17 protein-coding genes and 1 pseudogene are annotated in these 21,288 nt (G+C 75.4%); 10 read left to right on the top strand and 8 right to left on the bottom strand.

Annotated elements, in window-relative coordinates; all coding sequences use genetic code 11:
- The first annotated feature begins 42 nt into the window (after positions 1-42).
- Positions 43-1,098 (top strand): 2,3-butanediol dehydrogenase, encoded by a 1,056-nt coding sequence (locus QSK03_RS02130; RefSeq protein ID WP_285648300.1) that lies wholly within the window; start codon positions 43-45, stop codon positions 1,096-1,098.
- Entirely contained in the window at positions 1,095-1,889 is a 795-nt protein-coding gene (locus QSK03_RS02125; RefSeq protein ID WP_285648299.1) for an acetoin reductase, read from the top strand. The genes QSK03_RS02130 and QSK03_RS02125 overlap by 4 nt, the downstream gene beginning before the upstream one ends.
- Before the next feature lie 1,267 nt (positions 1,890-3,156).
- Here QSK03_RS02125 and QSK03_RS33385 read toward each other — a convergent pair.
- Positions 3,157-3,848 (bottom strand): annotated as a pseudogene (locus tag QSK03_RS33385) (serine/threonine-protein kinase); the annotation flags it as partial.
- A 396-nt stretch (positions 3,849-4,244) separates the two neighbouring features.
- On the opposite strand from QSK03_RS33385, the gene QSK03_RS02115 reads away from it, so the two are divergent.
- Together QSK03_RS02115 and QSK03_RS02110 are read left to right on the top strand one after the other, a co-directional pair.
- Positions 4,245-4,532 carry a hypothetical protein gene (locus QSK03_RS02115; protein ID WP_285648298.1) on the top strand — a complete coding sequence of 96 codons (288 nt, stop codon included), beginning with the start codon at positions 4,245-4,247 and terminating at the stop codon, positions 4,530-4,532.
- Positions 4,533-4,551: 19 nt separating this feature from the next.
- Positions 4,552-6,492 (top strand): ATP-dependent Clp protease ATP-binding subunit, encoded by a 1,941-nt coding sequence (locus QSK03_RS02110; protein WP_285648297.1) that lies wholly within the window; start codon positions 4,552-4,554, stop codon positions 6,490-6,492.
- A gap of 42 nt (positions 6,493-6,534) precedes the next feature.
- Here the strand turns inward: QSK03_RS02110 and glmS are convergent, their stop codons facing one another.
- Together glmS and QSK03_RS02100 are read right to left on the bottom strand one after the other, a co-directional pair.
- Positions 6,535-8,346, bottom strand: coding sequence for a glutamine--fructose-6-phosphate transaminase (isomerizing) (gene glmS / locus QSK03_RS02105; RefSeq protein WP_285648296.1), 1,812 nt, complete (start codon positions 8,344-8,346; stop codon positions 6,535-6,537).
- 14 nt (positions 8,347-8,360) lie between these two features.
- On the bottom strand, positions 8,361-8,618 hold the full coding sequence (locus QSK03_RS02100; protein ID WP_285648295.1) for an SPX domain-containing protein: 258 nt from the start codon (positions 8,616-8,618) through the stop codon (positions 8,361-8,363).
- A 140-nt stretch (positions 8,619-8,758) separates the two neighbouring features.
- On the opposite strand from QSK03_RS02100, the gene QSK03_RS02095 reads away from it, so the two are divergent.
- Positions 8,759-9,145: a hypothetical protein gene (locus tag QSK03_RS02095; RefSeq protein WP_285648294.1), complete on the top strand. Its 387-nt coding sequence runs from the start codon at positions 8,759-8,761 to the stop codon at positions 9,143-9,145.
- Here QSK03_RS02095 and QSK03_RS02090 read toward each other — a convergent pair.
- The 3 genes from QSK03_RS02090 to QSK03_RS02080 all read right to left on the bottom strand — a co-directional run bounded on the left by QSK03_RS02090 (position 9,135) and on the right by QSK03_RS02080 (position 13,562).
- A complete protein-coding gene (locus QSK03_RS02090) occupies positions 9,135-9,530 on the bottom strand; it encodes a DUF1761 family protein (protein ID WP_285648293.1) in 396 nt (131 codons plus the stop codon). The two genes, QSK03_RS02095 and QSK03_RS02090, sit on opposite strands and share 11 nt — an antisense overlap.
- A 247-nt stretch (positions 9,531-9,777) precedes the next feature.
- A complete protein-coding gene (locus tag QSK03_RS02085) occupies positions 9,778-10,617 on the bottom strand; it encodes an ABC transporter permease (RefSeq protein ID WP_285648292.1) in 840 nt (279 codons plus the stop codon).
- A complete protein-coding gene (locus QSK03_RS02080) occupies positions 10,614-13,562 on the bottom strand; it encodes an alpha/beta fold hydrolase (RefSeq protein ID WP_285648291.1) in 2,949 nt (982 codons plus the stop codon). Before QSK03_RS02080 ends, QSK03_RS02085 begins: the two co-directional genes overlap by 4 nt.
- A 279-nt stretch (positions 13,563-13,841) precedes the next feature.
- On the opposite strand from QSK03_RS02080, the gene QSK03_RS02075 reads away from it, so the two are divergent.
- The 5 genes from QSK03_RS02075 (at position 13,842) to QSK03_RS02055 (ending at position 18,713) form a co-directional block, all read left to right on the top strand.
- Positions 13,842-14,918 carry a TerC family protein gene (locus QSK03_RS02075; protein ID WP_285648290.1) on the top strand — a complete coding sequence of 359 codons (1,077 nt, stop codon included), beginning with the start codon at positions 13,842-13,844 and terminating at the stop codon, positions 14,916-14,918.
- Positions 14,919-15,081: 163 nt separating this feature from the next.
- Positions 15,082-16,158: a hypothetical protein gene (locus QSK03_RS02070; protein ID WP_285648289.1), complete on the top strand. Its 1,077-nt coding sequence runs from the start codon at positions 15,082-15,084 to the stop codon at positions 16,156-16,158.
- Positions 16,155-17,159 carry an ABC transporter ATP-binding protein gene (locus tag QSK03_RS02065; protein WP_285648288.1) on the top strand — a complete coding sequence of 335 codons (1,005 nt, stop codon included), beginning with the start codon at positions 16,155-16,157 and terminating at the stop codon, positions 17,157-17,159. The genes QSK03_RS02070 and QSK03_RS02065 overlap by 4 nt, the downstream gene beginning before the upstream one ends.
- A gap of 5 nt (positions 17,160-17,164) precedes the next feature.
- Positions 17,165-18,181, top strand: a complete 1,017-nt coding sequence (locus tag QSK03_RS02060) for an ABC transporter permease (RefSeq protein WP_285648287.1) — start codon at positions 17,165-17,167, stop codon at positions 18,179-18,181.
- Between the two features lie 88 nt (positions 18,182-18,269).
- Entirely contained in the window at positions 18,270-18,713 is a 444-nt protein-coding gene (locus QSK03_RS02055) for a response regulator (protein ID WP_285648286.1), read from the top strand.
- Here the strand turns inward: QSK03_RS02055 and QSK03_RS02050 are convergent.
- A complete protein-coding gene (locus QSK03_RS02050) occupies positions 18,656-20,332 on the bottom strand; it encodes a sensor histidine kinase (RefSeq protein WP_285648285.1) in 1,677 nt (558 codons plus the stop codon). The two genes, QSK03_RS02055 and QSK03_RS02050, sit on opposite strands and share 58 nt — an antisense overlap.
- Positions 20,333-20,408: 76 nt before the next feature.
- Positions 20,409-21,239: an esterase/lipase family protein gene (locus QSK03_RS02045; RefSeq protein WP_285648284.1), complete on the bottom strand. Its 831-nt coding sequence runs from the start codon at positions 21,237-21,239 to the stop codon at positions 20,409-20,411.
- Positions 21,240-21,288 lie beyond the last annotated feature (49 nt).

The following is a 21,288-nucleotide window of genomic DNA, read 5'->3' as shown; positions in this document are numbered from 1 at the left end:
TCACTCCCGTGGGATGGCGCCAGACCGTCTCAGGGAGGACCCATGAAGGCTGCTCGCTTCCACGGCCGGGGTGACGTGCGCGTCGAGGACGTGCCCGAACCCCGTCCCGGCCCCGGCCAGGTCCAGGTCGCCGTCGAGTGGTGCGGCATCTGCGGCACCGACCTCCACGAGTTCCTCGACGGCCCGATCTTCACGCCCACCCCGCAGGCACCGCACCCGCTGACCGGCGGTGCCATCCCGATCACGCTCGGGCACGAGTTCTCGGGGGTCGTCGCCGGGGTCGGCTCGGGCGTCACCGGGGTGTCCGAGGGCGACCGCGTCGTGGTCGAGCCCTACGACGTGTGCGGGACGTGCGTGGCCTGCCGAGCCGGGCGCTACAACGTCTGCCGCCAGCTGGGGTTCATCGGCCTCGACGGGGACCAGGGCGGGTTCGCCGAGAAGATGGTCGTCGACCAGCGCTGGGTGCACCCCATCGACGGTCTGTCCGCCGAGCAGGGTGCGCTCGTCGAGCCGCTCGCCGTCGGCTACCACGCCACCAAGCTGTCGGGGATCGAGAAGGGCCAGACCGCCGCGGTGTTCGGGTCCGGCCCGATCGGGCTCGTCACGGCCGCGGCGCTGCGCGCGGCGGGCGCCGGTCAGATCGTCGTCGTCGAGCCCGCCGACGCGCGCAAGGCGAAGGCCCCCGGCGCGGGCGCCGACGTCGTCCTCGACCCCACGCAGGAGGACGTGCCGGAGCGCATCCGCGAGCTGACCGACGGGGCGGGCGCGGACGTGACGTTCGAGTGCGCCGGCCTCGACCCCGTCCTTGCCCAGGCCGTCGCGTCCACCCGGCCGGGCGGCACGTGCATCAACGTCTCGATCTGGGGCCACCCCGCGACCTTCGACGTGAACACCCTCGTGTTCTCCGAGATCCGGCTCATCGGCTCGCTGGCCTACGCGGGCCGGCACCCCGAGGTCATCGATCTCATCCGTTCCGGCGTCGTCGACGTCGACCAGTTCATCACCGGCCGCATCCCGCTCGAGGACATCGTCGAGCAGGGCTTCCGCGAGCTCATCGACCACAAGGAGACCAACGTGAAGATCCTGGTGCACCCGTGACCGCCCCGGACAACGCCGCTGGGACGCGCGTCGCCGTCGTCACCGGCGCCGGACGGGGGATCGGCGCCGCCATCGCGCGCCGGCTCGCGACCGACGGGCTGGCGGTGATGGTCTCCGACATCGACCCGGCCACGGCGCAGGGCGTCGCGAAGGAGATCACCGACGCCGGCGGGCAGGCGGCGGCGACCGCGACCGACGTGGCCGACAAGGACGCCTGCACGGCGCTGGTCGCCGCGGCGCGCGAGCGCTTCGGGTCGATCGACGTCATGGTCGCCAACGCGGGCATCGCCCAGGTCAAGACACTGCTCGAGGTCACGCCCGAGGACCTGCAGCGCATGCTCGGGATCAACGTGGGCGGCGTGCTCTGGTGCCTGCAGGCCGCGGCCGAGGCGATGATCGAGCAGGGGCGCGGCGGGAAGATCATCAACGCCGCCTCCATCGCCGGGCACCAGGGCTTCGACCACCTCGGGCACTACTCGGCGTCGAAGTTCGCGGTGCGGGCGCTGACCCAGGCCGCCGCGAAGGAGCTCGCGAGCCACCGGATCACCGTCAACGCCTACTGCCCGGGCATCGTCGGCACGACCATGTGGGACGAGATCGACGAGGGCCTCGGCGGCTACCTCGGCACCGGCAAGGGGGAGGCCCTGAAGCAGTACTCGCAGCTCATCGCCCTCGGCCGCGTGCAGACGCCCGAGGACGTCGCGTCGTTCGTCTCCTACCTCGCGAGCCGCGACGCCGACTACATGACCGGGCAGGCGGTGATGATCGACGGCGGGATCGTGATGGTCTGACGACCTACTCGAGCGCCACCCGGGTCAGGGTGTTCTCGCGGATGTCGGTGACCCACAGGTCGGTGCCGTCGGCGCGCATCGCGCCGACGTCGCGGCCCACGCCCTCGATCGGGTCGCCGCTGGCGGTGCCGGTCTGCAGGTCGATCCGGCGGATCTCGTCGGCGAACGGGTAGGCGGCCCAGCCGGCGCCGTGCCCGACCTCGAACCACGAGGCGGGCCCGAGGTCGATCGGGGCGCCGACGACGTGCGAGGCGGCCTCGACGGGCCGGGTGAGGAACCGCGCCTGGTCCGCGGGGGCGTTCGCGTCCCCGAAGACGACGAAGATCGTCCCGCCGTCCACCTCCATCCCGCCGACGTCGGTGGAGAAGACGATCGGGGGCGAGAACTGCCGGCCGCTGCGGTCGATCAGCGACATCGTGCGGTCGTCGGCGTTCCCGACGAACAGCGTGTCGCCGACCCAGGCCAGCGTGCTCGGGCGCCGGCCCACCGGGACCGGCGGCAGCGGGTCGAGGCGCCGCGTGGCCATGTCGATGCGCGAGACCGTGTTCGTGTCGCCGTGGGCCATCCACAGGTAGCCGCCGCCGCCCTCGATCGCGGTGATTCCCGCGCCCGGCCCGGCCACCTCCGTCTGGGTACCCGTGGCCAGGTCGACGCGGTTCACCGACGTGTAGAGGTCGAGCACCCAGAGCGCCTCCGGGGTGACGACGAGCTGGGACGGATAGCCGCCGACCGGGATCGTCGTGGCGGAACCGGTGGCCGGGTCGATCCGGGAGACGGAGCCGTCGTCGGCGTTGGCGGTCCACACCGACCCGGCGCCGACCTCGACGTCGAGCGGCTTGCGCCCGACGGTGATCGCGGCCCCGGCGATCGAGCCCGCCCGGTCCCAGGGCACGAGCGCGACGGCCGCGACGACCGCCGCCACCAGCAGCAGGGCCGCGACCGGCACGCCGACGGTGAGCCACCGGGACCGGCGCGGCGTCCCGGCGGCGACCGGTTCCCGCGGCTGCGGCGGCTGCTGCTGCTGCGGTGGGGGCGGCTGCTGTGGGGGTGGCGGTGGGCCCGGCGTCCACGGTGTCGGTGCGGTGGCGGGCCGGGGGATGGTCGCCGTCCGCACGACCGACGGGCTGGTCTGCGTCGGCGTCCACGATCCGACCGGGCCGGTGACGGCGTCGCGGAACGCGCGGACCATCTCGCCGGCCGAGCCGTAGCGCTCCTCGGGCCGCTTGGCCATCGCCCGCGCCACGACACCGTCGACCGCCGGCGGCAGCGTCGGGACGTCCGCGCGGGGCGACGGGGGCGGCGCGGAGAGGTGCGCCCACATCAGGCCGGCCGCCGAGTCCTGACGGAACGGCGCGCGGCCGGTGAGGCACTGGTAGAGCACGCAGCCGAGGGCGTAGGCGTCGCTGCGCGGGTCGGGGCCCCGGGACGCCTCGTACTGCTCCGGGGCCATGTACTCGGGCGTGCCCATGAGCACCCCGCTGCCGGTGATCCCCCGGGGGTCGGTGCCGGCGCGGCTCAGCCCGAAGTCGGTGAGGTACGCGTGCGGCCGGCCATCGGCGCTGCTCACGAGGATGTTGGCGGCTTCACGTCGCGGTGGACCAGTCCCTGGCGGTGCGCGGCGTCGAGGGCGGAGGCGATCTGGCCGATCAGCTCGACGGCGTAGGACGGGGAGAGCCGGCCGTGCCGCCCGAGGACCGCGGCGAGGTCGAGGCCGTCGACGAAGCGCATGACGACGGAGAGTCGGCCCTCGTCGACGTCGGCGGAGTAGATCGGGACGACGTGCGGGTGCTCGAGGGAGGCGGCGAGCTCGCACTCCCGCCGGAACCGGGCGCGGTAGTCCTCGTCGTCGGCGAACGCGCCGCGGACGACCTTCACCGCCACCGTGCGGTTGAGGGCGGTCTGGAAGCCCCGGTAGACGACGCCCATGCCACCGCGGCCGATCTCGGCGTCCAGGCGCACCCCGCCCACGACGGACCCGATGGTGGACTCGCTCAACCCCGCCCCTGCCCCGCGATCGGTCACATATCGTCACCAGTTTTCCCGATGACGGCGCGTCGGGACCAGTGGCCGGTCGGGGCGATGACACGTGGTGATCGGAGCGCGACGGCCTAGCGTGATCACGGGCGACGATCACCCGATCGAGGCGGACGCGCCGGGGTGCCGAGTTGACCATCGGAGTGGCGGGGGTAACATGCCCGTCATGCAGGCAGCGCTCCGTCGAGAGGTAGTACTTCGGCGCGCCGGGTGAGCCAGGGCCCCGGCGCGCACCACCGCTCGCCCCTCCGGGGCTCGTAGCGGTCCGCCGAGACCTGGCTCGGATCCACCTCCACCACCGGATCCTCGGGAGCCCACGTCGTGACGACCATCGAGCAGCCCCGCACCGCCCCCGCCCCGCGACGCGCCTCGCGGCTGCCCCGCCCGTTCACGATCCTCACCACCGGCGGCATGCCCGGCGTCATGGACCTCGCGTCCGCGCTCTGCTCGTTCGGCTACCGCGTCCCGGACTTCTCGGTCGACGTCCACGAGGGCGTCAGCTGCTCGTGCGTCCAGTGCACCGTCGCGCTCACCAGCACCGAGTGCGCGGAGTTCGCCGACCGCGTCCGCACGCTGCCCGGCGTCCTCTCCGTCGAGCCCTCCTGCTGAGCGCGCGCATGATGGAGCGGTGAGCGATGACGCCCGCCGTGAACCCCGGGACGGCCCGGGGGACTTCTCCAACCCCATCGAGGAGCTGATCGGCCGCCTCGTCGAGGGCTTCGGCGACCTCGGCCGGGCCGAGCCGGGTGCCGAGGAGCGTCCGACCGGGGGTCCGACCGGGCGTCCGCGCGGGGACACCCGCACGCCCGTGCTGGACCGCTTCGGGCGCGACCTCACGGCGGCCGCCCGCGCCGGGCGCCTCGACCCGGTGGTCGGCCGCGAGCGCGAGGTCGCGGCCGTGCTGGAGATCCTCGGACGGCGCACCAAGAACAACCCGGTGCTGGTCGGCGACCCGGGGGTCGGCAAGACCGCGATCGTGGAGGGGATCGCCGCGCGGATCGCCGCGGGGACGGTCCCCGGCCCGTCGGGGCGACGGGTCGTGGCGATCGACCTGGCCGGTCTCGTCGCGGGCACGAAGTACCGCGGCGAGTTCGAGGAGCGGTTGCGGCGCCTGGTCGACGAGGTCACGGCGACCGAGCGGGGCGTCGTGCTCTTCCTCGACGAGCTGCACACCGTCGTCGGGGCGGGCGCGGGCGTCGAGGGGACGATGGACGCCGCGGACATCCTCAAGCCGGCCCTGGCGCGCGGCGACCTGCAGGTGGTCGGGGCGACGACGCTCGAGGAGTACCGCCGCCACGTCGAGTCCGACCCCGCGCTCGAGCGCCGGTTCGCGCCGATCACCGTCGACGAGCCGACCGTCGAGGAGACCGTGGCCATCCTCGACGGGCTGCGCGCCCGCTACGAGGAGCACCACCACGTGCGGCTGCCCGAGGACGTGCGCCGGGCCGCGGTCGAGCTCACCGCCCGCCACGTCCGCGACCGTTTCCTCCCCGACAAGGCGATCGACGCACTCGACACGGCCGCCGCCCGGGTCCGGCTGCGGCGCGGGGAGGACCCGGGCGCGTCGGGGACGGTGAGCGTCGCCGACGTCGCGCAGGTGGTCGCCGACCGCACCGGCCTGCCCGTCGCGCACCTCACCGACTCCGAGCGCAGCCGCCTGCTCGGGCTCGCCGACCACCTGCGCCGACGGGTGGTGGGCCAGGACCACGCACTCGAGGCGGTCACCGACGCGGTGCTCGCGGGACGGGCGGGGATGGGCCAGCCCGGGCGGCCCGTCGCGTCGTTCCTCTTCGCGGGGCCGACCGGCGTCGGGAAGACGGAGCTGGCGCGCGCCCTGGCCGAGGCCCTGCACGGCTCCGACGAGCGCCTCGTGCGCCTCGACCTCGGTGAGTTCCGCGAGGCCCACACGGTCAGCCGCCTCACCGGCGCCCCGCCCGGCTACGTCGGGCACGACCGGCCCGGCGAGCTCACCGAGGCGATCCGGCGTACGCCGTCCTGCGTGGTGCTGCTCGACGAGATCGAGAAGGCGCACCCCGACGTGCTCGCGCTGCTGCTCGGGGTGCTCGACGCCGGGCGGCTCACCGACGGGCGCGGGCGGACGGTGTCGTTCGCCGACGCCGTCGTGATCATGACGAGCAACCTCGGCGCCGGGTCGCTGACCGAGGGCACCGATCCCGACGCGGCCCGGGCGAGCGTCGTCACGGCGCTGGCCCGCGCGCTGCGCCCCGAGTTCCTCGGGCGGATCGACGAGGTCGTGCTGTTCACGCCGCTCGACCCGGAGTCCCGGCGCGCCGTGGTCGAGCTGATGCTCGACGGCACCCGCGAACGGCTCGCGGCCCAGGAGGTCGGGCTGACCGTGACGCCGGCGGCCGTCGACGCCCTCGTGGCCCGCGGCCACGACCCGGCCCTCGGCGCCCGGCCGATGCGCCGCGTCGTGACGCGCGAGGTCGACCGCGCCCTGTCCCGCCGGATCGTGGCCGGCGCGCTGCGCCCCGGCGGCCACGCCTGCGTCGACGCCCCCGATCCCGACGGCCCCCTGACGATCGAGGTGGGCGTCCCCGGTACGTGAGCAGTTGGCGCCCCCCAGAGGGGCGCCAACTGCTCACGAGGGCTATTCGACGGTGACGCTCTTGGCGAGGTTGCGGGGCTTGTCGATGTCGCGGCCGAGCGCCCGCGCGCAGTGGTAGGCGAGCAGCTGCAGCGGCACGCCGAGCAGGATCGGGTCGAGCTCGGGCTCCAGGCGCGGGACGCGGATGACGGCGTCGGCGAGCCCGTCGGGGATCTCCGCGTTGGTCACGGCGATCACCGGGCCGCCGCGGGCCTTGATCTGCTCGACGGTGCTGATGTTCTTGCTCAGCAGCTCGTCGTCGGGGATCACGACCACCGACGGCATGGCCGCGTCGATCAGGGCGAGCGGGCCGTGCTTGAGCTCCGCGGCCGCATAGGCCTCGGCGTGCACGTAGGAGATCTCCTTGAGCTTCTGCGCGCCCTCGCGGGCGACCGCGGCGCCCCGCACCCGGCCCAGGTAGAACATCGAGCGCGCGTCCGCGTAGCGCCGCGCCACCGCCTCGACCTCGTCGGCCGACTCCAGCGCCGTCTCGACCGCGTCCGGCAGCCGTCGCAGCCCTTCGACGAGCCGCGAGCCGTGCGCCGAGGACAGGTCGCGCACCCGCCCGAGCAGCAGCGCGAGCAGCGCGAACGACGTGACCATCGAGCTGAACGCCTTCGTCGAGGCCACCGACACCTCGGGGCCGGCGTGCAGGAAGGTCCCCGCGCCGCACTGGCGGGCGATCGCCGAGCCGATGACGTTGACGACGCCGACGACGCGGCCGCCCTTGCGCTGCAGCTCCTCGACGGCGGCGAGGGTGTCGATGGTCTCGCCGGACTGGCTCACGGCGACGTAGAGCGTCTCGGGGTCGACGAGGGGGTTGCGGTAACGGAACTCGCTGGCCTGCTCGGCGTCCGCCGGGATGCGGGCGAGCTCCTCGACGAGCCCGGCGCCGATCTGCCCGGCGTAGAGCGCGGACCCGCAGCCCAGGAACGTCACGCGCCGGATGCCGCGCAGCTCGCGGGGATCGAGGTGCAGGCCGTCGAGCCGGGCGGTCGCGAAGCGCGCGTCGAGCCGGCCCGCGAGCATCCGCTGCAGGGCCGCGGGCTGCTCGTAGATCTCCTTGGACAGGAAGTCGGGGTGGCCGTCGAGGTCGAAGTCGGCGTCGTCCATGTCGACGGTGGTCGGCGGGCCGAGGCGCGAGCCCTCGTAGCCGGCGGCGGTCAGCGTCGCGATCTCCCCGTCGGCGAGGAACACCACCTGCCGGGTGTGGCGCACGAGCGCCGCGACGTCGGAGGCGACGAACATCTCGCCGTCGCCGAGCCCGAGCACGATGGGGCTGCCGTTGCGGGCGACGACGAGCTCCTCGGGGTGGCGCGCGTCGAGCACGACCAGCCCGTAGGTGCCCTCGACGCTGCGCAGCGCCTCGCGGACGGCCTCCTCGAGCGAGGGCGACCCGCCGTCGAGGGCGCGCGCGACGAGGTGGGGGAGGACCTCGGTGTCGGTGTCCGAGCGCAGGGCGACGCCCTCGGCGGCCAGCTTCGCGCGCAGCTCGTCGGCGTTCTCGAGGATGCCGTTGTGCACGACGGCGATCCGGCCCGCCGCGTCGGTGTGGGGGTGGGCGTTGCGCTCGCTGGGCTCGCCGTGGGTGGCCCAGCGGGTGTGGGCGATGCCCGTGCGCCCGGGGGACTCGTCGTCGCCGACCGCCGCGCGCAGGTCGTCGACCCGGCCGACGGCGCGCGTCGTCCGCAGCGCCTTGCGGTGCGCCACGGCCAGCCCGGCCGAGTCGTAGCCGCGGTACTCGAGCCGCGCGAGCCCCTCCACGAGGATCTTGGTCGCCGGGCGGTTGCCGACGTACCCCACGATGCCGCACATGAGTGCCTCCCCCTTCAGCCGTAGACGATGCGCCGCAGGCGCCGTGCGGTGACCGTCCCCGTCGCGACGGGGCGGTGCGCGAGCTCGTCGGCGATCACCGCCCAGATCTCGGCGTTGCGACGGTCACGGGCCTGCAGCTCCCGGTGCCGCCGCCGCACGTACTCCTCGGTGGTCTCGGAGTAGAAGGCGACGACGTCGGCCACCACGCGGGCGGCGACCTCCCCGGGCAGACCCGTCGACGTCGCCACGTGGCGCACGAGCTCGGGGTCCATGCCCGGCAACATTGCCCTCGCCCGGCGCTTCGATGCCACTTTCCTGCCCGTTTTCGGGCAGGAAATGACTCCTCGTGCGGTGAACGACACCCGCTGCGCCGTCGGGCGGTGGGTGACGAGCGTGCACTAGCGTCGCCGCGGTGGGCACCGACGGGTTCGTCGACGTCCTGCAGACCGCGCACGTGACGGTCCGCGCCCGGCCCGCCGTGATCGAGATATCCGGCCGCGCCGGGGTGGTCTCGACGGGGCGACGGCGGTCGGGCTGCTGGTGGCGGCGGTCGCCGGTGCCGTCGGGCTGGCGGCGGCTCCGTGGTCGGTCGCGACGGTGGTGCTCGCGCCGTTCGTCGTGCTGTTCGGCGTCGTGGGCTGCTGGCTGCTCGGGCAGCGACCGGTACGGCAGCAGCGACGTCGCGCTGACCGCCGGCGGGCGCTCGACGGTGGTCGTCGGCCGGGTGCCCGCCGACGAGGCGGAGGAGATCGCCCGGTGCCTGCGCCGGCTGGTGCGCGAGCGGGACCTCACGCGCTGATCAGGGCGACGGTGCCGAGGACGATCACGAGCTTGATCAGCCAGTCGCCGGCGTGCAGGGCGGCGACCGCGGTCGGCGCGCCCTCGTGGAACACCGAGCCGGCGAGCAGGACGACGGGGAACGCCACCCAGAGCCCGGCCGCGAGCAGCAGCGCCGCCCCGACGCCGGCGACGCCGACGGCGGCGAGCAGCACGGCGACCCCGGCGGCGAGCACGACGTTGCGGGCGAGCTCCACCGCCGCGGTGGCCCCGCCCGAACGCTCCGGGCCGTCGGCCCGTCGGACTCGGGCGAGCACGCCGCCGAGGGCGCCGTAGTAGGTCCCGCTCGCGACGAGCGCGGCGACGGCCGCGGCGGGGACGGCGATCAGCGTGGCGGTGGTGACCATGGCGAGCTCCTCGGGAGGGCGGGTGTCACCCCCACCACGGACGGAGCCGGACGGATCGACAGGTCGAGCGGGTGGATCCCCTCATGTCTGACGTCGGCGTGGAGGCCGGGCCGGGACACCCGTGCCTCGACGCGACCCCACGGTGCGCGACACGCCCGGGTGCTCTGCGGCGAGGCGAGGATGTGGCGATCCTGGCGTCACACGCCAGCAAAGCCGCATTGCTCGAACACCGGGTGCTCGATCCGGGCTAGCTGGTGATGTCCTTGCGGCGGAAGTACCAGACCGCGGTGGCGCCGAAGGCGATGCACCAGACCAGGGCCGAGAGGACGCCGCGGGCGAGGTCGGTGCCGTCGACGTCGAGGGTCAACAGGTCGGCGAAGGCGAACACGTCGTGGGTCGGCAGGACGTTGCGCAGCGAGCCGAGCGCGTCGACCGTGTCGAGGATCTGCGACAGGATCGACACGAGCACGGCGCCGCCGACCGCGCCGAGCGGGGCGTCGGTGAGCACCGAGAACAGCGTCGCGACGCCCGCCACCCAGAGCAGGTGGATCGCCAGGTAGGCCACCGCGAGCAGGATCCGGACGAGCGCCGTGCCGTAGGGCAGGGACTCGCCGGTGGGGGAGAGGTAGTCGCCCGCCCCGTACACCAGCGTCCCGAGCACGATCGCCACGACGGGCAGCACCACGAGCGTCGCCAGCGACAGCAGCGCCGCGACGATCGTCTTCTGGCGCAGCAGGCGCACGCGCGGCACGGGGATCGCGAGCAGGTAGCGCAGCGACGACCACGACGCCTCGCTCGCCACCGTGTCGCCGAAGAAGAGCGCGACGACCACGACGAACAGGAAGCTCGCCGAGGAGAACAGCGCGAACACCGCGAAGTTCGGCCCGGAGGCCTGGGCGAGGTCGGTGAGGCTCGTGGCCGCGGTGCCCCGCTGGGGGGCGTCACCGACCGAGAACGCGATCCAGAGGATCACCGGCAGCAGCGCGAACAGGCCGAGCGTCACCTGGGTGCGCCGGCGGCGCCACTGCCGGGCCAGCTCGACGCGGACGGGCAGCGTGCGGGGTTCGCCGAGCGAGGTCGTGCTCACGGGCGGGGGGCCTCCTCTCCGATCAGCGCCAGGAAGGCGTCCTCGAGGCGGCGCCGGGGTCCGACTCCGCGGACGTCGAAGCCGGCCTCCACCAGGGTGCGCACGACCTCGGCGCGGTCGACGCCGCCCAGGTCGACGAGGACGACGTCGGTGTCCGAGGGGTCGGGCTCGACGTCGCGCACGCCGTTGCGGCCGCGCAGCACCGACACCGCCTCGTCGCGGTGCCCGGCCACCGTCACGGCGACCTGGCCGCCCGCGACCAGCTCGGCGACCTCGCCGGTGGCCACGACGCGCCCGTGGTGCATGACGACGACGTGGTCGCACGTCTGCTCGACCTCGGCGAGCAGGTGGCTCGACACGAGGACCGTGCGGTGCCCCTCGCGCGCGTACGAGCGCAGCACCTCGCGCATCGCGTGGATCTGGGGCGGGTCGAGGCCGTTGGTGGGTTCGTCGAGCACGAGCAGGTCGGGCAGGCCGAGCATCGCCTGGGCGATGGCGAGACGCTGGCGCATGCCCTGGCTGTAGGTCCGCACGGCGCGCTCGACCGCGGTCCCGAGCCCGGCGATCTCCAGCGCCTCGTCGAGGTGCGCCTCCTCCGGCGGGAGGCCGGTGGCGGCCCAGAACAGCTCGAGGTTGTCGCGCCCGGTCAGGTGCGGCAGGAACCCGGCGCCCTCGACGAACGCGCCGACGCGCGAGAGCACCGGCGCGCCGGCGACCACGCGGCGGCCGAAGATGCGCAGCTCGCCGGCGCTCGGGGCGATGAGGCCGAGCAGCATCCGCAGGGTCGTCGTCTTCCCGGCGCCGTTGGGCCCGAGCAGGCCCAGCACCTGCCCGCGCTCGACGGTGAACGAGACGTCGTCGACGGCCACCAGCCCGCTGGGCCACGACTTCGAGAGCCCGCGCACGACCAGCGGCGTGTCGGCGAGCTCCTCCTCGAGGGCCAGGACGCCGCCGGGCTCGAGGTCGCGGCGCCGGCGCCGGGCGGCGAGCACCCGGGCCGTCAGCCAGGCGGCGAGCACCCCGAGCAGCAGCACCCCGGCCGCGATCAGCGGGGCGAGGGGCACCGAGGTGCCGCTGCGGACGTCACCGGGCACCGACGGCACCGACAGCGCCGCCGTGTCGCCGGAGCCGGCGAGGCCGATGCGGTACACCGCCGGCGCGGTCGCCGCGGAGTACGCCTGGTCGGTGGTCGCGACGACGACCTCGAGCCGGTGTCCCGCGGGCAGCGTCGCGACGACGGCCGGGAGGCTGACCTCGACCTCGGTGGGTGTGGCACCGGGGGCGGGCAGGCGCAGGGGCGAGACGGCGTTGCCGAGCAGCGTCCGGGTGCCCGGGCCGCCGTCGCCGACCGCGACGTCGTAGACCTTGGCGAACAGCACGGGCTCGCCCGACGGGCGTCCCGGCACCGTCGACACCGCGAGCCGCACCCGGGGCGCGCCGGCGACGACCGTGCGGGCGGTCAGCGGGTCGGTCGAGAACGTCGCCGCCTGGCCGGGCAGATCCGACGCGAGGCGTCCCAGCAGCGCCGACGCCCCACCGGAGCCGCCGCCACCCCCCGAGCCGCCGCCGCCCGAGCCGCCGCCGGAGCCGCCCCCCGAGCCGCCGTCGTCCTCGTCGTCCCCCGAACCGCCCGATCCGCCCGACCCGCCCGCACCGCCCGATCCGCCGCCCGCCGCACCGGCGAGCCCGGCCAGTCCCGGCACGGAGGAGATCGCGGACGGCGCACCGCCCGCGGGGGCCACGACGTCCTGCGCCTCGCCGCGCAACGGCAGCGCCGTCCGCGGGGTGCCCGCGCCGCCGTCGAGGCCGGAATAGGTGCTCGCCGTGATCGTCCGCTGGGTCGGGGCGCTGCGCGCCTGGACCCCGGACGGCACGACGTAGGTGAACGCCGTGCCCGGGTCGGGGGCGGTGCCGGCGAGGTGGTGGTCGAACCACGCCTGCATGCGGGCGGTGGTCCGCTGGTCGGGGCCGCCGCCGTCGTGGCCGCCGGCGAACCAGCTCACGGCGACGGTCCCGCCGCCCGCGGCGATCGCGCGGGCGGTGGCGTCCGCCTGGTCGAGACCGAAGAGGGTGTCCCGCTCGCCCTGGACGAGCAGGGTCGGCGCGGCGATGCGCCCGGCGACGCTCGCGGGCGACGCCCGGGCGAAGAACCCCGCGAGGTCGGCGGGCTCGCGCCCGGTGGTGATCGCCGCGACGTACCCGGCGCACACCTCGGGCAGGAACCGTCCGCACACCTGGGGCGCCGCGGCCTCCTGCCCGGGCGCCGGGCGGGAGCCGCTGCCGAAGAACAGCGCCGCCCAGGCCCGCTTGAAGACACCGTCCGGCGCCGCCGCGCTCGCGGCCGGGGTCGACGCCGGGGCGGCACCGGCCCGGTCGGGGAAGAGCGCCTGGCCGAGGTCGTTCCAGGTGATGACGGGGATGGTCGCGTCGACCCGGCGGTCGATCCCGGCCAGCAGCAGCGCGAGCGCCCCGCCGTAGGACTCGCCGGTCACGCCGACCCGCGGGTCGCCCGGGGCGTCCTGGCGGACCTCGGGGCGCGCGGCGAGCCAGTCGACGAGCTGCTGGGCGTCGGCGACCTCGTAGTCGGGGGAGTTCAGGGCGATCTGCCCGGTGCTGGCGCCGAAGCCGCGCGCCGACCACGCCAGCGCCACGTAGCCGCGCTCGGCCCAGGCGCGGGCGTCCGCGGCGACCGAGTCCTTGCTGCCCCCGAAGCCGTGCGCGACGAGCACCGCCGGCGCGGGCCCGGAGGTCGCGGGCAGCCACAGGGTGGCGTCGAGGCTCTGCGGCTGGTCGCGGGCCGCGCCGTCGCGCACGTCGATGCGCAGGTCCTGGCTGCGGACCCCGCTCCCGCCGGGCGCGGGAGCGGGCGCCGCGGCCACCGTCACGAGCCCGAGCAGGCCGACGGTGAGCACGACGCCGAGGACCCGCAGCGGGCGGCTGATCACGAAATCAACGCTAACCCAGCGCCGTCTGTGCTGGTCGTGAGCGCTCCCCTCGAGGTGGGACGCGCCACCCGGGGCCCCGTCGCGCTGCGCTCACGGAGGTGACACACTGCGTGGCGGAGGGGAGTATCCCTGCGCGTCGGCCTCGTCAGCACGGCCGCCGCACCGGTCGGAGGACCGGTGTCGGTGCCCGGGGCCGCCGGTCGTCCGAACGGACGACGGGAGAGACCTCCGGCGGAGCCGTCTGCCCTGACGGCACCCCGGAGGATCGGAGACCGTCGGATGTACGTGCCGTTCTGGGTGTGGGCCCTGACCATCGTCGGGCTGCTGGCCGTGCTCGCCCTGGACCTGGCCATCGTCGGCCGCCGCCCCCACGAGGTCGGGGTGCACGAGGCGGCCCGGTGGGTCGGCGTCTACGTCGGTCTCGCGGCGCTGTTCGCGGGCGGGCTGGCCCTGCTGGCGGGGCAGGACAAGGCGACGGAGTTCGTCGCCGGCTACGTCCTCGAGTACTCGCTCTCGGTCGACAACCTGTTCGTCTTCCTGCTGATCATGAGCGCGTTCGCGGTCCCGCGCGCCTACCAGCACCGCGTGCTGCTGTTCGGGATCCTCATCGCGCTCGTGCTGCGCGGCGCGTTCATCCTGGCCGGCGCGGCGGCGATCGAGCGCTTCAGCTGGCTGTTCTACCTGTTCGGCGCGTTCCTCGTGCTCACCGCGCTCAAGGTCGTCACGGAGTCCGACGACGACGAGGAGTACCGCGAGAACGCCGTGCTGCGCCTGCTGCGGCGCGTCCTGCCCATGACCGACGACTACGTCGGCACCCGCTCGGTCGTCCGGCGGCGCTCGGCCGCGGGCCGGGTGCGGTGGCTGGTCACGCCGATGCTGTTCGTGATGGTCGCGATCGGCACGACCGACCTGCTCTTCGCGCTCGACTCGATCCCGGCGATCTTCGGGCTGACCCGCGATCCCTACATCGTGTTCGCCGCCAACATGTTCGCGCTGATGGGGCTGCGCCAGCTCTACTTCCTGCTCGGTGGCCTGCTGCGCAAGCTCGTGTACCTCCAGTACGGCCTCGGGATCATCCTCGCGTTCATCGGCGTCAAGCTCGTGCTCGAGGCGCTGCACACCAACACGCTGCCGTTCCTCAACGGCGGCCGTCCGGTGGACGTGGGGGTCATCGGGATCGAGCTCTCGCTCGGCGTCATCGTGGGTGTGCTGGCGATCACCACGGTGGCGAGCCTCGTCAAGGTCCGCTTCTTCCCGGACCGCCCCGATCGAGCCGCCGAGCAGGACTCCGACCGGCCGACACCGTTGGACCGGGAGGCCCATCCGGCGGGCACGTCCCGGTCCTCGGGGTCCTGACGACCTCACCGGGTCGCCACCGTCCGGGCGGTTCGGTGGCACCCTCGACGGGGATCGGTCGAGGGGAGTCGGTAGCTCGGTGGCGGGACGGTCGGGGACGGCGACGTGGCGCGCGTGGCGCAGCTCGTGGACGGGTCCGCGGAGCCCGTGGCGGTGGGCGGTGGTGGCCGTCGTGGGCGCGCTGCTGGTCGGCGTGCCCGCGGTGCTCGCCGCCCGCCCCGGCGACGCGACGGCCGACCCGGCGCAGCTGCGGGACCTCGTCACCGCGTCGGCCGACAAGCCCTGGACCGGCTACGCCGAGGCGCGGGCCGCGCTCGGTGTGCCCCGCATCGCGGCCCTGTCCGACGTGAGCACGCTGCTCTCGGGCGTGACGCGCATGCGCGGCTGGTACGCCGCTCCCGACCAGGTGCGCACCGACGTGCTGACGCCGGTGGGAGAGCGCGACCGCTACGTCACGCCCCGCGGCCAGGCGGTGTGGGATTACGGCGCCGAGCTGCTCACGCTCGTCGCCCGCGATCCGCGGGTGCGCCTGCCCCGCTCCGAGGACCTGCTGCCGCCCGACCTCGCCCGCCGGCTGCTGGCGGGGACGTCACCGAGCGACCCGGCGACCGCGCTCCCGGCGCGGCGTGTGGCGGGGGTGGACGCCGCCGGCGTGCGGGTCACCGTCGCCGACCCCGAGACGACCGTCGGGGCGCTCGACGTGTGGGCCGACCCGTCCACCGGGCTCCCGGTCGCGGTGGAGGTGCGGGCGAAGGGCGTCCCCGACCCGCTCATCAGCACCGCCTTCGCCGAGCTGGCGCAGGGTCCGCCCGATCCCGCCGCCCTCGCCCCGCGCCGCGGGCCGGGTGCCGGGGTCACGCGCAGCCCCACGTCGGACCTCTTCGGCGTCCTCGGCCGCGGCGACGGCTCGACGCTGCCCGACCGCCTCGCCGGCCGGGACCGTGAGCCGCCCGAGCGCCGCTTCCCCGCCCTGGGCCAGTACGGCACCACGCTCGGCCAGCTCATCGCCGTGCCGCTGCCCCCGGACCTCGCGGGCAACCTCCTGTCCGGGATCGACCGGGCCGGGGCGGGCCGGACGCTGACCGTCGACGGCCAGGGTTCGGCGCTGGAGACCCCGCTGCTCACGCTCGCGGTGGTGCGCAGCCAGGACGGGGCGCGGGCCTGGGCCCTGTCCGGTCTGGTGCCGCGGCCGACGATCGACAGCGGCGCGGCCGACCTGCTGGCGGGGGGAGCGACGTGAGCCGTCTGGTGATCGAGACGCGCGGCCTGACGAAGCGCTTCGGGGCGCACGTCGCCGTCGACGACGTCGACCTGCACGTCGCCGAGGGCGACCGCTACGGGTTCCTCGGCCCCAACGGGTCGGGCAAGACGACCATGGTGCGGATGCTGCTCGGGCTCGTGTACGCCACGCGCGGGGAGATCACGGTGCTGGGCAGGCCGGTGCCCGCGAAGGTGGCCGAGGTGCTGCCCGAGATCGGCGCGATGGTCGAGGGCCCGGCGGCGTACCCGCACCTGTCGGGGCGGGCGAACCTCGCCCTGCTCGACGCTTCCGGCCCGCGCCGGTCCCGTGACGGGCGACGCCGGCGCGACCGGGTCGAGGAGGTCCTCGAGCGGGTCGGGCTCGGCGCCGTCGACCGCCGTCCCGTCCGCGCGTACTCGCTGGGCATGCGCCAGCGCCTCGGGCTCGCCGGCGCCCTGCTCAACCGGCCGCGACTGCTCGTGCTCGACGAACCCACCAACGGCCTCGACCCGCACGGCATCCGGGAGGTGCGCGACCTGCTGGGCGACCTCAACGCCGGGGGCACCACGGTCTTCCTGTCGAGCCACCTGCTCGCCGAGATCGAGGCGCTGTGCACCACCGTCGGCGTCGTCGACCGGGGGCGGCTCGTGCTCGAGGACGACCTCGACGCCGTGCGCGGTCCCACGGGCCGGCTCGTCGTGCGGACCCCCGACCCGGACGCGGCGGCCCGGGTGCTCGGGCGCGCGGTCGCCGAGCGCTACGACCACACCCTCGTCGTCGACGGCGCCCCCGGCGGCCCGCCGGCGCTCGCGCGGCACCTCGTCGAGCACGGGGTGCCCCTCGACGGGCTGGTCGAGCAGCGCCGCAGCCTCGAGGACGTGGTGGTCGACCTGACGGGCCCCGGGTCCGACACGAAGCGTTCAAGGGAGCACGCCGATAGGAGAGCTGGCGGGTTCGATGCCGACACGGCGAGGGCGCGGCGGAACGGGGCCCGCCCGTGATCCGCGTGGAGCTCCTCAAGCTGGTGCGCCGGCCCCGGACGTGGGTGGCCGTCGGCCTGCTGTGCCTCCTGCCGGCGATCGTGGCCGTCTTCCTCGCGACCACCCGGATCTCCCCGCCGCCCGGGCAGGGGGCGGCGTTCCTGTCCGCCGTGCTGCAGTCGGGCTCGCTCTACCCGGCCGCGGCGCTGGCCCTCGTCCTGCCGATCTTCCTGCCGGTGGCCGTGGCGGTCGTCGCCGGCGACTCCGTGGCCGGCGAGTCCTCGCAGGGCACGCTGCGCTACCTGCTCGTGCGGCCCGTGCGCCGGACGTCGCTCCTGCTGGCCAAGCTGGTCGCGGTCGTGGTGTTCGTGGTCGGGACCGTGCTGGCGGTCGCGGGCACGTCCTACGTGGTCGGCGTGTCGCTGTTCGGCGCGGGCGACCCGGTCGCGGTGGTCCAGGCGCTGCCCGAGGTCACCGGGGGCGACGACGCGGTCGCGGGCACCGGCCCGTCCGGCGGCGGCCAGCCGCAGCAGCAGCCGGCCGCCGGCGGGCAGGTGGGGGGTCAGGGCGCGGCAGGCGCTCCGGCGGCCCGCCCAGGCGCCGACACCGGCGACACCACCGCGGCCGACGACCAGGCCGCCCGCGAGCGCGCCCAGTCGTCGGTCTCGTCGCTGTCGGGGGACGCCCTCGGTCCCGCCGACCTCGCCGCGCGCATGCTCGGCGCGATGGTCTACGTGACCGTGTCGATGCTCGGCGTCGCGGCGATCGCGCTGTTCCTCTCGACGGTCACGACGTCGTCGCTCGGCGCCACCCTGGGCGCTCTCGCCGCCCTGATCACGAGCCAGGTGCTGGTCAGCCTCGACGCGGCGTCGTCCGTCACGCCCTACCTGCCCACGCGCTACTGGCTCGCGTGGATCGACTTCTTCCGCGACCCGATCTTCCTGCGGGACATCACCGCCGGCCTGTGGCTCCAGGCGGGCTACGTGGTCGTGCTCATGCTGGCGGCGTGGGCCAACTTCGCGACCAAGGATGTCACGAGCTGATACCACCGGTCGGCCGATAGAGGGAACGGCGGGCCCTGGTTACGGTGTTCAGGCCCGCAGTCGGACACGGAGAGCAAGGACCGTCGACGTGCCAGGACCCGACGCCCTCGTGCTGTTCGTCGAGGACTCCCCGCAGGACGTCGAGGCCGTCGGGCGCACCCTGGCGGCGGCGCACCCGCACGCGCGGCTCGAGGCCCTGGGTGACGGGACGTCCGCGCTCGAGCGTCTCGCCGACACCGAGGCCGAGCTCCCCGACCTCGTCCTGCTCGACCTCAACGTGCCCGGGCTCGACGGCCACGGCGTGCTCTCGACCGTGCGCCGGCGGGCGCCGCTCGACGGGCTCCCGGTGGTGGTGCTGACGTCGTCGACGCGCCCGAAGGACATCGAGGCCTGCTACCGGGCGGGCGCCAACAGCTACGTGGTCAAGCCGGTCGAGCTCGCCGCGTTCCAGGCGATCCTGCGCGGGGTCTTCGCCTACTGGCTCGGCACCGCGCCGGAGCTCGGCACGGTGAACCAGAACGAGCTGCCCTGACCGGGCTCCGAGTCGACCCCGATCCGGCCGCCGTGCCGCTCGACGATCTTGCGGCTGATCGCGAGGCCCATCCCGAGACCGTCGGCGCGCCCGGGGTGCAGACGCTGGAACGGGGCGAACACCTGGTCGCGGCGCTCGTCGGGGATGCCGATGCCGTTGTCGCGCACGTAGACCGCGCAGTCGGTCGCCCGGGACCCCGCCGGGAGGGGACCGAGGCCGACCTCGACCCAGCGGGGCTCGTCGGCGGCGTACTTGACGGCGTTGACCACGAGGTTGGTGAGGACCTCGCCCAGCTGGACACGGTCGCCCCGGACCGCGGGCAGCGGGCCGTCGCGGCGGAGCTCCACCCCGGCGTCGCGGCAGCGCTCGGCGACCACCTCGGCGACCTCGTCGAGAACGCCGTCGAGGTCCACCAGCACCGGGTCCAGCTCGCCCCGGCCGGCCTGGGAGTAGCGCAGCAGGGAGTCGAGCAGGTCGTCCATGCGCACCGCGAGCAGGCCGATCGTGCGCAGGCGCCGCATCGACTCGGCGTCGAGGTGCGGCGCGTCCTCGAGGACGAAGCCCGCCGTCTGGGCCACCGCGCGCAGCGGCTCCCGCAGGTCGTGCGAGGCCGCGTAGGCGAAGGTGTCCAGCTCCGCGTTGCTCCGCGCCAGCTCGGCGTTCCAGGCGGCCAGGTCGTCGCTGCGGCGCGCCGCGACCTCGGCCGCGACCGTCGCCCGCAGCTGCTCGTCCACGCGCACCGCCAGCAGCAGCATCGTCAGCAGGAGCACCGCGAGCAGCATCTGCAGGTGGATGTGGCTGACCCCCGGCGCGACGCCGAGGGTCGCCGAGAACCCGAGACCGTCGGCCTCGCCCTGCGCCGCGGTCAGGGCGGTGGCGAGCCCGACGACCGCGACGGCGCCGACACCCAGGCGCAGCGCGACCCAGATCAGCACCAGGGTCGGCAGGTAGACCAGCACGAGCGTCTGTGACCAGAACAGCGCGGCGGTGGTGCCGACGGCCACGACGGTCGCCGCGGCCGTGGACAGCACGGTGCGGCGGGTCCAGGGCAGCGTCAGCACCGCCACGACCGCCGTGCCGACGACGAGCACGGCGAGCCCGTCGCCGAGCCACCAGCGCGCCACGAACGCGTACCAGGGCCGCGTGGGGCCGGCGAGCTCCGCGGCCAGCGCGCCGACGAACCCGCCGGCCAGCGGGGCGATCACGACGGCGCCGCCGAGGAACCCGGCGAGGTCCCGCTGCCGGCTCAGGTCCGGGCGGCCGCGGGCGACCGCGCGGGCCAGGGTCGCGCCGAGGGCGGGCTCGACGGTGTTGGCGACGGCGTACCCGAGGGCCGCGACGAGGCTCAGCCCGGTGGCGAGGTCGATGGCGACCTCGGCGACGGCCGCCCCGAGCAGCACCGCGGGCCACCACTGCCGCCCGAGGACGCACAGCAGCGCCACCGTCCAGCCGGCCGCGGGGAAGAACGACGGGCCGAGGCCGTTCGGGTCGAACCACGACATCGCGGTGAACCCGGCGGCGGTGTACCCGAGACCGGCAACCGCGAGCACCAGGAGGTGGCGGACCGGGACGGGGAGGCGGTGCGCGGCACGCTCGAGGGGGACCAGCGCACCGGGCATCCGTCCATCGTGGGCGGCCGATCGGGAGCCCCGCAGCCGCCTTTCGTCCCCATTCGTGCACCCGCCGGGCGCAGCCTCAGGAGCCTTCCGAACCCTCCGTGCGCAGCGCGTCGCACTGGGTGGCGTCCGCGGTGGGCAGGGGGCCGGTGCCCAGGGCGCGCAGGACGAGGCCGACCGACAGCGGGTCCACCGGCAGGCGGGAGTGGGGGACGGTCGCGTCGCTGCAGATGTCCTGGAGCCGCACGGCGTCGGTGCCGGGGAGGTCCGCCGAGTCGGGCGGGGTGACCGTCTCGTCGTCGGCGCTCCACAGCGACAGCCAGGGCAGGCCGGGCGGCGCGGTGGCGAGGCCGCTGAGCAGCGCGCTGCCGGGGGCGAGCTGCTGACAGGCGCGGGGGCAGGCGCCGGGGACCAGGGCGCCGCCGGCGGCGGCGAGCTCGGCACCCCGCAGCGGCGAGCCGAGGGTGACCACGCGCCGCACGGCCGGGGCGGTGCGCTCGCGGTCGAGGTAGACGCGCGTCGCCACACCGCCCGCGGAGTAGCCGACGACGTCGACCGACGGGGCGCCCTCGTCGAGCAGCCCGCGGACGGTGTCGTCGATGGTCGCCGCCTGCGCCACCAGGTCGCCGGTGCCCCCGGAGGGCAGCTCGACGATGACCGCGCGGCGGCCGTCGGCGCGCAGGCGGTCGGTCAGCGCGATGAACGCCGCCCGGTTGCCGCCGTAGCCGGGCACCAGGACCACCGCGCCGGGCACGGCGGGGTCGGCCGGCGGCGGGACGCGGTACTGGCGCGCGACGCCGACCCCGACCAGGACGACCAGGACGGCCGCCAGGGCGAGCAGCGCGAGCACGAAGGCCCGCCGACGCGGGGCCAGGCCGCCGAGCGGTGCCCGCGCGGGCCAGGACGCCATGCCGTCCAGTGTGCCCGGCGGATGTCGATGTCTCGTGGGACGGTGCGGG

The organism is Actinomycetospora sp. NBRC 106375, from assembly GCF_030269665.1.
GTDB lineage: Bacteria > Actinomycetota > Actinomycetes > Mycobacteriales > Pseudonocardiaceae > Actinomycetospora.
Note: the sequence above shows the minus strand (reverse complement) of the source record. Positions and strands in the feature narration are given on the sequence as shown.